A 13,152-nucleotide genomic window follows, 5' to 3' on the forward strand; every position below is an offset into this window, starting at 1 on the left:
TCCGGCTAGAAGCCCAGCTTCCTGAGCTGCTTGGGATCCCGCTGCCAGTCCTTGGCCACCTTCACGTGGAGGTCGAGGAAGACCGGGGTCCCGAGCAGCGCCTCGATGTGCTTGCGGGACTTCATGCCGACCTCCTTGAGGCGGCTGCCCTTGGGGCCGATGATGATGCCCTTCTGGCTGGGGCGCTCGATGTAGACGTTGGCGTGGATGTCGAGCAGCGGCCGGTCCGCCGGGCGGTTCTCGCGCGGGATCATCTCCTCGACGACCACGGCGATGGAGTGCGGCAGCTCGTCCCGCACGCCTTCGAGCGCGGCCTCGCGGATGAGCTCGGCGACCATGACCATCTCGGGCTCGTCGGTGAGGTCGCCCTCCGGGTAGAGCGGCGGGGACTCCGGCAGGAGCGGGATCAGCAGGTCGGCGACGAGCTGGACCTGCTTGTTGCCGACGGCGGAGACGGGCACGATCTGGGCCCACTCGAAGCCGAGCTCCTTGCCGAGCTGGTCGATCGCGATCAGCTGCTCGGCGAGGGTCTTGGAGTCGACCAGGTCGGTCTTGGTGATGATCGCGACCTTGGGCGTCTTCTTGATCTCGGCGAGCTCCTTGGCGATGAAGCGGTCGCCGGGGCCGAGCTTCTGGTCGGCGGGCAGGCAGAAGCCGATCACGTCGACCTCGGCCCAGGTGGTGCGCACGACGTCGTTGAGGCGCTCGCCCAGCAGGGTGCGCGGCTTGTGCAGACCGGGCGTGTCGACCAGGACGAGCTGCGCGTCGGGGCGGTGCACGATGCCCCGGACGGTGTGCCGGGTGGTCTGCGGGCGGTTGGAGGTGATGGCCACCTTCTGGCCGACCAGAGCGTTCGTGAGGGTGGACTTGCCCGCGTTGGGGCGGCCGACGAAGCAGGCGAAGCCGGCCCGGTGGGGGGCGGTGTTCTCATCAGTACGAGCGCTCATGGGGGCCATTCTCCCCGATGCGCGGCCGCCTCACGTACTCAGCGTCCGGCGCCGCCGTATCCACAGCCCGAGGAGACCGGCCGTGCCGCCGGCGACGAGGACGGTGAGGGGCAGCCAGGGCAGCGCGAGGAAGGAGACCGCGCCGGTCTCGCGGACGTCCTTGGCGGTCGCGGTCAGGGTCAGCTCGCCCCAGTCGAGCTGCGGCGAGCCGGTCCACCGCTCGCTGAGCCGGATCCGCTGCCGGGGCAGCAGCTCGGCGGGCAGCCGGTCCAGGTCGCGGCTGAGCAGGGTGCGGCCGAAGAGCCCCTCGGCCTTGAGGGCGACCCGGGGGTTGAGCGTGACGTTTCCGCGGTTGTGCAGCGTGTACGAGACGACGGCGCTGCTCGTGCCGGTGCCCGGGACGAGGGGCCGGTCCTGGTCGAGGGTGACGTCCTCGACGGCCAGCGCGGGGACGGTGGGGCCGCCGACCCGCAGATAGACCCGGGCGCCGACCGCGCGCTGCACCCCGAGGGCGACGGAGCCGCCCGCCCCCCTGGCGATCCGCTCGTCGAGGGCGACGACGGCGCCGGGGTGGTCGCCGGGGTCGGCGTCGGCGGGGACGGTGAGGGTGTACGGCACGGTGACGGCGGAGTGCGGCGGGACGGTGACCCGGTCGCGGGCGGGCCTGATCCAGGCGCCGGCGCCGGTCTGCTTCTCCTGCCGGCTGCGGACGGCGAAGCCGCCGTCGCGTTCGGTGTTGTAGGCGTCGGCCCCGTAGAGCAGGAAGCTGAGCGGGGCGGCGGTCTTGTTGGCGACCGTGACCCGGTCGGTGACGGTGGCGCCGGGGTCGGCCGAGAGGTAGAAGTACGGGCGGCTGCCGAGCCGGGAGGCGGCCGGGTAGACGGCCCACTCGCCGTTCTCCGCGGCGGTGGCGGGGGGCGCCCCCTGGACGCCGAGCAGCAGCACGGCGCCCAGGAGGCTCAGGAGGACGTACGTCTTGCGCACGGGTGCGGACCCCTTTGCGTAGCGGTCAGGACAGCGTCAGCGTGAGAACGCCCGCGTAGCTGCCGGGTGCGGTGAACGCCGGGACGTCGAGGGAGAGCCCCGCGTCGATGGTGAACTCGCCGCCGGTGAGGGTGCCGTTGGGCGTGGAGGCGAGGGTGGCGCCGGTGGCGCCGACGGGACCGGCCGTGCCCGGGACGCAGGTGCTGGGGCTGCCGGCCTTGGTGGTGCAGGACGGCGTCCAGCTGAGCTTGTCGCCGCCGATGGCTCCGCCGGGTCCGGTGAAGTCGGTGACCTTGCCGGTCAGGGACCAGCCCGCGGGGCCGCCGCGGAAGTCCTTGACCGTCACCGTCTGCAGGGGCCCGGTGGCGGCGCCGCCCTGGCCGAAGTCGACGCCCGAGAGCTGCACGGCGTCACCGGCCTGGGTCATGGACAGCTGGCCCGCCCGGACCGAGGCCGTGATCTTCTGGCTGTTCGGCGGGGCCGGGGTGTCGTCGATGACCTGGTACGCGACGGGGCCCGCGCCCTTGTCGGGGTCCCAGGCCGCGCCCTCGTAGGCCACGATCCCGGTGGTCGCCTTGTCGTTGACCTTCAGGCGGGCCGCGAAGCCGCCCTCGCTGTCGGTCGTGACGGTCATCCGGTCGGCGGTCTCGGCCGCTCCGGCCCGGCCGACGACGGTGACCTCGGCGAGCGGGGTGAACTTGGTGCCGGTGACGGTGACCCGGACGCCGGGCGCGCCGGAGGCGTTGTCGAGCTGGAGGGCGCGCTCGTTGGCGCCGGGCTGCGCGGCCGCCGTGACCGTCTCGGAGACGGGTGCGGGCGGGTTGGTGACGGTGCAGGGGGTGTCCAGCTCCATGAGGTAGCTGGTGTGGATGTTGTAGTCGCCGGGCGAGAGGGTGATCGCGCCGGGCGCGGTGACCGTGAAGGTGCCGGTCATCGAGAACGGCGGGAAGCTGCCCTTGCCCGGGACGGGGGGGTTCTTCTTCGGTCCGGTGACGGTGACCGCGCCGGACTGGGCGCCGCCGAGGGTGACCTTGCCGCTCGGGGTCATGATGTCGGCCGGGAGGGCCAGGTCCACCGGGTTGGAGGCGGCGGGCTTGGTGACCGTGTAGGTGACGGTCACCGTGTCGCCGACCTTGGGCGCGGCGTTGTCGACGGTGATCTGCGCGGTGGTGGTCCCGTCGATCGGCGGGATGCCGGCGATCGGCGGCGGCACGCAGTGGGTGGCGAACTCCACCGGGGTGGAGGCGGCGGTGAGTGCGCCCGCGGGTGCGGCGAGCGCGCCCCCGGCGGTGAGCGCGAGCGCGGTGGCGCCGAGGACGGCGGTCCAGCGACGCCGTCTTCGAGCCGCCGGGCGGCTTCGTTCGAGTGCCATGTGGGTCCCCTCCTGAGGGATGAGAGGGCGCCATTGACGGCTGCGGGCCGAGAGAAGTCAATGCCATCGAAATGCACCGACTGATGACCCATCAGATAATGTCAAGATCAGCAGCTCGCCTGGATCTCCGCAGGTCAGACGGGTCCGGACAGGCGCGGACGGGTGCGGACGGGTGCGGACGGGTGCGGACACAGCAACGACCGGCACCGCCCCTGGCGGTACCGGTCGGCCGTGCGGGAGGAGCTCAGCTGAACACGAAGGGACCGGGCGACTGCGAGGTGACCGCGTCGCAGTTCACCGTGACGCCGAAGATCACCATCTTGAGCGCGGTGCCCGCGAAGTAGGAGTTGAGGCTGTCGCCGGAGGCGACGGTCCCACTGAGCGGGCCCATGGTGACCGACTGGCCGGCGGACAGCGCCGGGTTCTTGGTCCCGGTGAAGACCCGGGTGCCGCCACCGGCCTTGGCCAGGGTCAGGGTGGAGTTGATGGTGTCCTTGGCGACCGCGACCGGCGTCTTCACCGCCGAGGTGATCGTGATCGTCGCGGACGTGCCGCTCTGCGTGGCGGTCAGGGTGGCGCCGCCGCCGCCCCAGGACCCGCAGTCGTAGGTGGCGGTGGCCGAGCCCGGCGACACCGCGTAGGCGCCGGGGGCGAAGGCGAGGCCGGCGACGGCGAGGGCTCCGGCGAGCACCGCGGCCGTCCCTAAGCTGCTTCTGCTTCTCATGGCGAGTCGTACCCCTTCCGATGGCAACGCAGGGGTGCGGACACTGCGTCTGCGATGAGATCTGACGGTCCGTCGGACCGGTCGCTGCTATTGATGCGCACCGGAGCGGGGAAGGCAAGAGAAGTTCCGTTGATCCTTCACAAACACACAAGGGCCCGGCGCTCGACGAGCGCCGGGCCCCCGCACACGGAGACCGCCCACGGACTTCAGCCCGCGGAGACCGCCGTCTTGAGGCGCCCGTCGGGCCCCGCGAGCAGCACCGGCGTCTGGGGACCACCCAGGTCCCGCACCGCCGCGCGGTCCTCGTCGGACGCGGCCTCCGCGGCCGAGACGACCGCGGCGGCCTCCAGCGACCGGGCACCGCTGGCCACCGCCATGGCGACCGCGGTCTGCAGCGCGCTCAGCTTGAGCGACTCCAGCTCCACCGTCCCCGCGACGTACGTCCGGCCGGTCTCGTCGCGCACCGCGGCACCCTCCGGCACCCCGTTGCGGGCGCGGGCGCTGCGCGCCAGCGTGATGATCTTGAGGTCCTCTGCGCCGAGGTCGTCGTGCTCGCGGTTGAGTGTCATGATCCGAGCATAGGACGGGCCCCAGCTCAGCCCCGCGCGCCCTTGGCGAACTCCTCGGCGGCCGGCCTCGCGAGGACGGCGTACAGGCCACGGGAGGAACGCGTACGCGTGAAAGCCCGGGCCCTCAGCCCGCCACCGGGTACATGGCGCCCCGGCGGCCCTCCGGCGAGACCAGCCACTCCAGCTTCGCCGCCGTGTCGGCCTCCGGGAGCGGGGTGTGCAGGACGATCACCAGGTCGGGGCGGGCCGGCACGCGCAGCTGGGTGGACTCCACCACCAGGGCTCCGACCAGCGGGTGGTCCAGCTCCTTGCGGTTCTGCCCGCCCGGCAGGATGTCCCGGCGCTCCCACAGCCGCGCGAACTCCTCGCTCGCCGCCTTGGCCTCCTCCACCACCTGCTGGAAGCCCTCGTCGTCCGGGCAGTCCGAGCAGGCCGAGCGGAACTGGGCGACGACCTTCGCCGCGAGCTCCTCCCAGCCCGTCGTCCGCTGGCGGTAGAGCGGGTCCGTGAAGAAGGCGATCATGCAGTTCTGCACGGTCTCCGGACGCATGCCTAGCACGATCGACGCCGCTTCGTTGTACATCACGGTGTTCCAGTACTGGTCCATGATGTGCGCCGGGAACGGCATCCAGGTGTCGATCAGCCGCCGCAGCCCCTGGCACATGTCCCGGTCCTCCGGGGCGAGCTCCGGCGCCGGCGGGTTGAGCGCCGCGAGGACGTAGAGGTGGCGGCGCTCGGTCGGGCTGAGCCGCAGCACCCGCGCCACCGAGTCGAGCACCTGCGGCGAGACCGTGATGTCCCGGCCCTGCTCCAGCCACTGGTACCAGGAGACCCCGACCCCGGCGAGGACGGCGACCTCCTCGCGGCGCAGCCCCGGGGTGCGGCGCCGGGCGCCGCCGTCGGGCAGCCCCGCCTCGGAGGGGGTGACCCGGGCCCGACGGCTCATCAGGAACTCGCGGAGTTCGGCCAGTCGGTGCCGTTTGGCGGCGGAACTCTCCAGTGCCGTGGCCACGTGCGCTTCCTCCCCCTGGCTGCCTGGTGGTGCGACCAACAGGATAAGTTCCCGCTCCCCACCGTTGTTCCCGCGCGACGAGAGTCCTGGGCATGGCAACAGTGACCTCTCCCCCGACCCGGACCGCTCCCGACCCCGCTCCCCCGGCCCTCGACGGCCGCGCCCGGCTGATCCTCTTCGTGCTGTGCGCCGCCCAGTTCATGGTGGCGCTCGACTTCTCCGTGCTGAACGTGGCGCTGCCCGTGCTCGGTGCCGACCTCGGCTTCGACCCCGCCACCCTGCAGTGGGCGGTCACCGCCTTCGCCCTGCCCTCGGGCGGCTTCCTGCTGCTGTTCGGCCGGATCGGCGACCTGTACGGACGCAAGCGGCTCTTCCTGGCCGGCCTGGTGCTCTTCGGCGCCGCCTCGCTGCTCGCCACCCTCGCCTGGAACCCGGGCGTCTTCCTGGCGGGCCGCGCCCTCCAGGGCCTCGGCGCCGCGGTGATCGTGCCGACCGGCATGGCCCTGCTGACCACCGCCTTCCCCGAGGGCCCGCTGCGGGCCCGGGCGCTCGGCATCTCCGGCACCCTGATGTCGCTGGGCTTCACCATCGGCATGGTCCTCGGCGGCGTCATGACCGACACCCTCGGCTGGCGCTCCACCATGGCCCTGCTCGCCGTCTTCACCCTGCTCGTGCTGCCCCTCGCCCCCGGACTGCTGCCCGAGTCCCGCACCCCGGAGCGCCCGCGTCTCGACGTGCCCGGAGCGGTGACCGTCACCCTCGGTCTGCTCGCGCTGATCTACGCCCTGTCGACCGCCGCCCAGCAGGGCTTCGGCGGTGCGGACGTCCTGGTCACCCTGGTGGCGGGCGTGCTGCTGCTCGTGGTCTTCGCCGTCGTCGAGTCCCGGCACCCGGCCCCGCTGGTCTCGCTGCCGGTGCTGCGGCGCCGCACGGTCGCCTTCGGCAACGTGGGCGGACTGGTCACCTTCTCGATGATGTCGACCATCGTCTTCGTGCTGACCCTCTACCTGCAGGAGACCCTCGGCCTCTCGGCCTTCGCCTCGGGCCTCGTCTTCGGCGTCCAGGGCCTCTTCTCGGTCCTCGCCGGCATGCTCACCCCGAAGGTCATCGGCCGGCTCGGCGCCCGCCGCACCCTCGTGGTGTCGCTCGTCGCCCAGGGCCTGCTCACCGCAGGACTGCTGGGCATCGAACGGGAGTCGGGCGCGGTCCTGGCGACGGTGGCCGTGACGCTGGCGTCCATGTTCCACCTGGGCGCGATCATCTCGTACGGCGTGACCGTCACCTCGGGCGTCTCCGACGAGGAGCAGGGCCTGGCGACCGGCCTGGTCACCACGACCCAGCAGGTCGGGCTCACCGTCGGCATCCCGATGCTCGGCGTCCTCGCCACCACCGGCACCGACCTGTTCTCCGGGGTCCGCACCGTCATCGCGCTGGACACGGCGATCGTGCTGGCGACGGCGGCGGTGGTCGCCCTGGGGCTGCGGAAGAGGGCCTGATCCGCCGGCCGGGCCCCGAGGCCTCGTCCGGCCCCGGGGCCTCGTCCGGCCCCGGGGCCTCAGGGCCGGTCGAGGCGGAGCCGTACCGCCTTCGGCAGACCGGCGACGACGAGGTCGTAGGAGTCCTCGACCAGCTCCCGGACCATCCGGTCCGGGAGCTCGCCGACCGTCACCGTGTTCCAGTGCCGCTTGTTCATGTGATAGCCGGGGGCGATCGCCGGGTGCTCCTCGCGGAGCCGTACGGCGTCGTCCGGATCGCACTTGAGATTGACCCGCAGCGGCTCGGAGTCCAGCGCCGACAGCGCGAACACCTTCCCGGCGACCTTGAAGACGGAGGTCTCCGGGGTGAACGGGAACTCCTCCGTCGCGTCGTTGAACCCCAGGCAGAAGGCACGCAGCTGGTCGGGCGTCACGACTCCGGATCCTCCTCGGCGGGCGGCGGCTCGACCGGTTCGGCGAGCACGGTCACGATCTTGTTCCGACGGCCGGCCGGGGACTCGGCGGTCAGCCGGAGCCGGCGTCCGTCGGGCAGCTCCACGACGGCGTTGGCGCCGGCGATCGGCACCCGGCCGAGGGCCTTGGCGAGCAGTCCGCCGACGGTCTCCACGTCCTCGTCGTCGTACTCGTCCGGGCCGAAGCCGTAGAGCTCGCCGAGGTCGCCGATGTCGAGACGGGCGGTGACCCGGTAGCGGTCGTCGCCGAGCTCCTCGACGGGCGGCAGCTCCCGGTCGTACTCGTCGGTGATCTCGCCGACGATCTCCTCCAGGATGTCCTCGATGGTGACGATCCCGGCCGTGCCGCCGTACTCGTCGATGACGACGGCGACGTGGTTGCGCTCCTGCTGCATCTCGCGCAGCAGGTCGCCCGCGTTCTTGGTGTCGGGGACGAAGGCCGCCGGGCGCATCGCCGTGGACACCAGGTCCGCCTCGGCGTCCCGGTTGATGTGCGTCTTGCGGACCAGGTCCTTCAGATACACGATGCCGACGATGTCGTCCTCGTTCTCCCCGGTCACCGGGATCCGGGAGAAGCCGGAGCGCAGCGCGAGGGTGAGCGCCTGCCGGACGGTCTTGTACCGCTCGATGCAGACGAGGTCGGTGCGCGGCACCATCACCTCGCGCACCAGGGTGTCGCCGAGCTCGAAGACCGAGTGCACCATCCGGCGCTCGTCGTCCTCGATCAGCGACTCCTGCTCGGCGAGGTCGACCATCGCCCGCAGCTCCGCCTCGGAGGCGAAGGGGCCCTTGCGGAAGCCCTTGCCGGGCGTGAGGGCGTTGCCGATGAGGATGAGCAGCTGCGGGATCGGGCCCATGATCCGGGCCAGCGGCAGCAGCACGTACGCGGCGGCGGTCGCCGTGTTCAGCGGGTGCTGGCGGCCGATGGTGCGGGGCGAGACGCCGACCGCGACGTACGACACGAGCACCATCACGGCGATGGCGACGAGGAGCGCCTCCCAGGTCTCCGGGAACTCCTCCAGGCAGGCGTAGGTGACGAGGACGCCGGCCGCCATCTCGCAGGCGACGCGGACCAGCAGGGCCACGTTGAGATAGCGGGTCGGGTCCGAGGCCACCTGGGCGAGCTTCTCGGCACCGCGCCGCCCCGACCGGACGGCCTCGGCGGCGCGGAAGCTGGAGACGCGGGCGATGCCGGCCTCGGCGCAGGCGGCGAGCCAGGCGACGACGACCAGGGCGACCGCGCCCAGGATCAGCTGAGCACTCATGGCCGCCCGCTCAGGAGACGGTCGGCGCCGGCGAGGGCCCGGTCAGGCCCTTCTCCGCGCGCCAGCCGTCCACGATGGCCGCCTGGAGGCCGAACATCTCGGCCTTCTCGTCCGGCTCCTCGTGGTCGTAGCCGAGCAGGTGCAGCACCCCGTGGACGGTGAGGAGCTGGAGCTCCTCGTCCATGGAGTGCTGCGTCGGGGCGTCCTTGCCCTGCTGGGTGGCGACCTCGGGGCAGAGCACGATGTCGCCGAGGAGCCCCTGCGGGGGCTCCTCGTCGTCCTTCGACGGCGGACGCAGCTCGTCCATCGGGAAGGACATGACGTCCGTCGGGCCCGGGAGGTCCATCCACTGGATGTGGAGCTGCTCCATCGCCTCGGCGTCCACCACGATCACCGAGAGCTCGGAGAGCGGGTGGATCCGCATGCGGGCGAGCGCGTAGCGGGCGATGTCGAGGATCGCCTGCTCGTCGACCTCGGTTCCGGACTCGTTGTTGACGTCGATCGACATGTGCTGCTGTGTCTACTTCCCGTTGCGGCCGCCGCCACGGCTCTCGCCGCGGCTTTCGGTGCGGATGTCGTACTGCTCGTACGCGTCGACGATACGGCCGACGAGCTTGTGCCGTACGACATCCTGCGACGTGAGCGTCGAGAAGTGCACGTCGGGGACCCCGTCCAGGATGTCCCTGACCTGGCGCAGACCGCTCTTCGTGCCGCCCGGCAGGTCGACCTGGGTGATGTCGCCGGTGATGACGATCTTCGAGTCGAAGCCGAGGCGGGTGAGGAACATCTTCATCTGCTCGGGGTTCGTGTTCTGCGCCTCGTCGAGGATGATGAACGCGTCGTTGAGCGTCCGGCCTCGCATGTACGCCAGCGGCGCGACCTCGATCGTCCCGTTCGCCATCAGCTTGGGGATCGAGTCGGGGTCGAGCATGTCGTGCAGCGCGTCGTAGAGCGGCCGCAGATACGGGTCGATCTTCTCGTAGAGCGTGCCGGGCAGGAAGCCGAGCCGCTCGCCCGCCTCGACGGCCGGCCGGGTCAGGATGATCCGGGTGACCTGCTTGGACTGCAGGGCCTGGACCGCCTTGGCCATCGCCAGATACGTCTTTCCGGTGCCGGCGGGGCCGATGCCGAAGACGATGGTGTGCTTGTCGATGGCGTCGACATAGCGCTTCTGGTTGAGGGTCTTGGGACGGATGGTGCGACCGCGGCTGGAGAGGATGTTCTGCGTGAGCACCTCGGAGGGCGTCTCGAGCGCCGCCTCCCCGTTCTCCTCCCGGAGCATCGCGATCGAGCGTTCCACGGCATCCTCCGTCATCGGCTGTCCGGTGCGGAGCACCAGCATCATCTCGTCGAACAGGCGCTGGATCAGGGCGACTTCCTTCGCGTCACCGATCGCGCTGATCTCGTTTCCCCGAACGTGGATGTCCGTCGTCGGGAACGCTTCCTCGATCACGCGCAGGAGCGCGTCGCCTGATCCCAGCATCGTCACCATCGGGTGCTTGGCGGGGACGGTGAACTGCGCGCGCGCCTGCCCCGGACCGGGGGTGTGGGCTGTGGGTGTCTGAGTCATGGGCCGGCACTCGGGCCTGCACATACCTCCTGTTGCAGGGTTCTCGCTGCTCGACAACCTTCGGGTCCAAGCCTACGACTCGCCTGCGACATCGCCGAAGGGGTTTACGGGGCGGGGGCCGCCCGGAAGCCGATGGTCGGCACGGCCCTGCGCAGCGGCCAGCTGCGGTCCGGGACCGGCAGCAGCCGCTCCAGGAAGGCGTACCGGGCGCGCAGCGCCTGGGGGTCCTGTACCTCGTGGTCCTGGACCCGCTGCCACCAGGCGGCGATCTCGCCCCAGGTGGGCGCGGAGAGCGAGCCGCCGAACTCCTGCACGGACAGCGCCGCGGTCAGTCCGGCGAAGGCCAGCCGGTCGGCGAGCGGCCAGTCGGCGAGGGTGCCGGTGACGAACCCGGCGACGAAGACGTCCCCGGCACCGGTCGGGTCCAGGGCGGAGACCTGGATCGCGGGCACCTCGGCGGTCTCGCCGGTGGCCCCGTCCACGGCGTACGCCCCCTCGGAGCCGAGCGTGACGACGGCGTAGCGCACCTTGTCGGCGAGGGCCCGGGCCGCCGCGCGCGGGCAGTCGGTGCGGGTGTAGCGCATCGCCTCGGCGGCGTTGGGCAGGAAGGCCTCGCAGTGCTCCAGGTCGGCCAGTCCCGCCAGGTCCCAGCGCCCGGTGTCGTCCCAGCCCACGTCGGCGAAGACCTTGGCGCCGCCGCGGGCCGCCCTGGCCACCCACTCCTCGCTGCGGCCGGGCACCAGGGAGGCGACGGCGGCGCGGGCGTGCGGCGGGTAGGCGGGCAGCGCCCCGTCCAGCGGCGGGGCGGCGTGCCCGTGCGACACCATGGTCCGCTCGCCCTCGTACGCCATGGACACGGTCACGGGCGAGTGCCAGCCCGGGACGGTCCGCGACAACGAGAGGTCGATGCCCTCCCCCTGCTCCAGCGCGTCCCAGCAGTACTCGCCGTAGTGGTCGTCGCCGAACGCGGCGGCGAGCGAGGTCCGCAGCCCGAGCCGGGCGAGGGCGGTGGCCATGTTGGCGACGCCGCCCGGGCTCGATCCCATGCCCCGGGCCCAGGACTCGGTGCCGCGCACGGGGGCGCTGTCGAGGCCGGTGAAGATGATGTCGAGGAAGACCGTGCCGGTGAGGAACACGTCGCAGTCGGGGTCGGTGGGCTCGCGCAGGCTCACCAGCGGATCGACGTCGGTGTCGCGTTCGGTCACGGCAGGCTCCCCGGTCGTGGTGCGGCGGATCGGCACCGCGGTGCTGATCCGGACAGTGTGCCCGAAGGGGGTGGCGGGACAGGGGAGACGCAACGAAGTTGCCCCTTGATACCCATCGAAAGACCACTCCAAACCGATCGTGACCCAGATCACAGACCGAATCGGGGGATGGCGCCTTCTCCGCCCACTCGGATGCTTGATACACATGGTGCCGCGACCGTGTGGATCACCGGGCGTCATCTCATTTCCCTGTTCAGTCCCTGGAACGCCCATGCCCGCGCGCCCGCGCGCCCTGGGGGCCCTCGTCGCCCTTTTCACGGCCGGTTATCTCGCTCCGTACCTGCTGCCGACGCTCGTCGGCAGGCTCTCCGCCGGGCTCGGGCTGAGCAGCGCGCAAGCCGGTCTCATCGGCTCGGTCCTGCTGCTCGGCTCCTCCTGCGCCGGCTTCGCCCTCGCCTCTAGCGTGGAGCGGATCGGGCCCCGCGGGGCCGCCCGGCTCGGCCTCGCCTGCATGGCCCTCGGATACGGGACGGCCGCGGCTTCCGCAAGCCTGTCGCCGGTCGTGGCGGGCGCGGTCCTCGGCGGCTTCGGCTCCGGCACCGCCACCGCCGTCGCCGCCTCGGGCATCAGCGGCCGCCCCGACCCCCACCGCGCCGCCACCCTGGGCCTGCTCACCGTCTCCGCGACGGCGGGCGGCCTCTACCTGACCCTGCCGCACCTGGGCACCGGCCACGCCCTGCCGTTCGCGGCGATCGCCGCGGCGGCCCTGCTGGTGTGGCCGCTGACGGGGTGGCTGCCCGGTGGCACGGCCGCGCTCCGCCGCACCCCCGTCGGCCCCCTCCCGTCCCGACGGGCCGGAGCCGTGCTCGCGGCCTCGATCCTGTGCTGGTCGATGGCCCAGAACGCCCTCTGGGGCGTCAGCGGACGCATCGGCCTGACCCAGGCCGGCCTCTCCGAGGTCGCCCTCGGCCTGGTCTTCGCCGTCGCCCTCGGCGCGGGCCTCGCGGGCGTCACCGCGGCCGGCGCCCTCGGCCCGCGGCTCGGCCGCGCGGCCCCGATCGGCGTCGGCACGGCCCTCATCGCGGGCTGCGTCGTGCTCAGCGCGGCCGCGGACGACGCGGGCTCCTTCGCGACCGGCGAGATCCTCTGGAACGCGCTCTACCCGGTCGTCCTGTCCCACCTCCTGGGCCTGGCCGCCACCCTGGACCCGCGGGGCCGCTGGGCGGTCCTGGTCGGCTCGGCGTCCTCACTGGGGGTGGCGTGCGGGCCGGTGACGGGGAGCCTGCTGTCGGAGGCGGTGGGGTATCCCGGGATGGGGCTGGCGCTGGGCGCGTTGCTCCTGGTGGTGGCGGCGCCGATGACGGGGGTGGCGCGGCGGGGCGCCTTCTCCGCCGGGCCCCTGGGGAGCGGGGCCGGAGTGCGCCCGCTGAGCGAGGAAGTCAGCCCGTCCGGCGTTTGAGGAAGAGGCCGCGGCCGTCCGGGGGGCCCGGGTGCGGAGCCCCTGGTTCCCGGAAGGGGCGGGAAGGGGCGGTGTGGGTCGGGGTGCGGGAAGGCCC

At 72.4% G+C, this 13,152-nt stretch carries 13 protein-coding genes; 2 read left to right on the forward strand and 11 right to left on the reverse strand.

The window, feature by feature from the left end:
• Window positions 1-5 precede the first annotated feature (5 nt).
• The 6 genes from era to ACH414_RS05275 form a co-directional block, all read right to left on the reverse strand.
• On the reverse strand, window positions 6-956 hold the full coding sequence (gene era, locus ACH414_RS05250; protein ID WP_382543665.1) for a GTPase Era: 951 nt from the start codon (window positions 954-956) through the stop codon (window positions 6-8).
• 21 nt (window positions 957-977) lie between these two features.
• On the reverse strand, window positions 978-1,931 hold the full coding sequence (locus tag ACH414_RS05255; RefSeq protein WP_386564140.1) for a WxL protein peptidoglycan domain-containing protein: 954 nt from the start codon (window positions 1,929-1,931) through the stop codon (window positions 978-980).
• A gap of 25 nt (window positions 1,932-1,956) precedes the next feature.
• Window positions 1,957-3,303: a beta-xylosidase gene (locus tag ACH414_RS05260; protein ID WP_382543671.1), complete on the reverse strand. Its 1,347-nt coding sequence runs from the start codon at window positions 3,301-3,303 to the stop codon at window positions 1,957-1,959.
• A gap of 244 nt (window positions 3,304-3,547) precedes the next feature.
• Complete coding sequence (locus ACH414_RS05265; protein WP_386564144.1) at window positions 3,548-4,027, reverse strand: hypothetical protein; 480 nt, start codon at window positions 4,025-4,027, stop codon at window positions 3,548-3,550.
• Between the two features lie 206 nt (window positions 4,028-4,233).
• Entirely contained in the window at window positions 4,234-4,596 is a 363-nt protein-coding gene (locus tag ACH414_RS05270) for a cytidine deaminase (RefSeq protein WP_386564147.1), read from the reverse strand.
• A gap of 124 nt (window positions 4,597-4,720) precedes the next feature.
• Window positions 4,721-5,542 (reverse strand): helix-turn-helix transcriptional regulator, encoded by an 822-nt coding sequence (locus tag ACH414_RS05275; RefSeq protein WP_382543877.1) that lies wholly within the window; start codon window positions 5,540-5,542, stop codon window positions 4,721-4,723.
• 158 nt (window positions 5,543-5,700) lie between these two features.
• On the opposite strand from ACH414_RS05275, the gene ACH414_RS05280 reads away from it, so the two are divergent.
• Complete coding sequence (locus ACH414_RS05280; protein ID WP_398940832.1) at window positions 5,701-7,104, forward strand: MFS transporter; 1,404 nt, start codon at window positions 5,701-5,703, stop codon at window positions 7,102-7,104.
• A gap of 59 nt (window positions 7,105-7,163) precedes the next feature.
• On the opposite strand, the gene ACH414_RS05285 is transcribed toward ACH414_RS05280, so the two are convergent.
• From ACH414_RS05285 to ACH414_RS05305, 5 genes are all read right to left on the reverse strand, one after another.
• Window positions 7,164-7,517, reverse strand: a complete 354-nt coding sequence (locus tag ACH414_RS05285) for an MmcQ/YjbR family DNA-binding protein (protein ID WP_382543683.1) — start codon at window positions 7,515-7,517, stop codon at window positions 7,164-7,166.
• Window positions 7,514-8,821, reverse strand: coding sequence for a hemolysin family protein (locus tag ACH414_RS05290; protein WP_382543686.1), 1,308 nt, complete (start codon window positions 8,819-8,821; stop codon window positions 7,514-7,516). Before ACH414_RS05290 ends, ACH414_RS05285 begins: the two co-directional genes overlap by 4 nt.
• Before the next feature lie 10 nt (window positions 8,822-8,831).
• A complete protein-coding gene (gene ybeY / locus ACH414_RS05295) occupies window positions 8,832-9,329 on the reverse strand; it encodes an rRNA maturation RNase YbeY (protein ID WP_041129173.1) in 498 nt (165 codons plus the stop codon).
• Window positions 9,330-9,341: 12 nt separating this feature from the next.
• A complete protein-coding gene (locus ACH414_RS05300) occupies window positions 9,342-10,391 on the reverse strand; it encodes a PhoH family protein (RefSeq protein ID WP_382543689.1) in 1,050 nt (349 codons plus the stop codon).
• A 104-nt stretch (window positions 10,392-10,495) separates the two neighbouring features.
• On the reverse strand, window positions 10,496-11,626 hold the full coding sequence (locus ACH414_RS05305) for a carbohydrate kinase family protein (protein WP_382543880.1): 1,131 nt from the start codon (window positions 11,624-11,626) through the stop codon (window positions 10,496-10,498).
• A 241-nt stretch (window positions 11,627-11,867) separates the two neighbouring features.
• Between ACH414_RS05305 and ACH414_RS05310 the strand changes: the two genes are divergently transcribed.
• Window positions 11,868-13,055: an MFS transporter gene (locus ACH414_RS05310; protein ID WP_398940833.1), complete on the forward strand. Its 1,188-nt coding sequence runs from the start codon at window positions 11,868-11,870 to the stop codon at window positions 13,053-13,055.
• The last annotated feature ends 97 nt before the right edge of the window (window positions 13,056-13,152 follow it).

The sequence above is a fragment of the Streptomyces sp. NPDC020422 genome (genome assembly GCF_044386705.1).
GTDB lineage: Bacteria > Actinomycetota > Actinomycetes > Streptomycetales > Streptomycetaceae > Streptomyces.

Coding starts and splice junctions, on each gene's coding strand:
- ACH414_RS05310 (WP_398940833.1), top strand. CDS start 11,868: ATGCCCGCGCGCCCGCGCGCCCTGGGGGCCCTCGTCGCCCTTTTCACG.
- ACH414_RS05280 (WP_398940832.1), top strand. CDS start 5,701: ATGGCAACAGTGACCTCTCCCCCGACCCGGACCGCTCCCGACCCCGCT.
- ACH414_RS05260 (WP_382543671.1), bottom strand. CDS start 3,303: ATGGCACTCGAACGAAGCCGCCCGGCGGCTCGAAGACGGCGTCGCTGG.
- ACH414_RS05270 (WP_386564147.1), bottom strand. CDS start 4,596: ATGACACTCAACCGCGAGCACGACGACCTCGGCGCAGAGGACCTCAAG.
- era (WP_382543665.1), bottom strand. CDS start 956: ATGGCCCCCATGAGCGCTCGTACTGATGAGAACACCGCCCCCCACCGG.
- ybeY (WP_041129173.1), bottom strand. CDS start 9,329: ATGTCGATCGACGTCAACAACGAGTCCGGAACCGAGGTCGACGAGCAG.
- ACH414_RS05300 (WP_382543689.1), bottom strand. CDS start 10,391: ATGACTCAGACACCCACAGCCCACACCCCCGGTCCGGGGCAGGCGCGC.
- ACH414_RS05275 (WP_382543877.1), bottom strand. CDS start 5,542: ATGAGCCGTCGGGCCCGGGTCACCCCCTCCGAGGCGGGGCTGCCCGAC.
- ACH414_RS05265 (WP_386564144.1), bottom strand. CDS start 4,027: ATGAGAAGCAGAAGCAGCTTAGGGACGGCCGCGGTGCTCGCCGGAGCC.
- ACH414_RS05290 (WP_382543686.1), bottom strand. CDS start 8,821: ATGAGTGCTCAGCTGATCCTGGGCGCGGTCGCCCTGGTCGTCGTCGCC.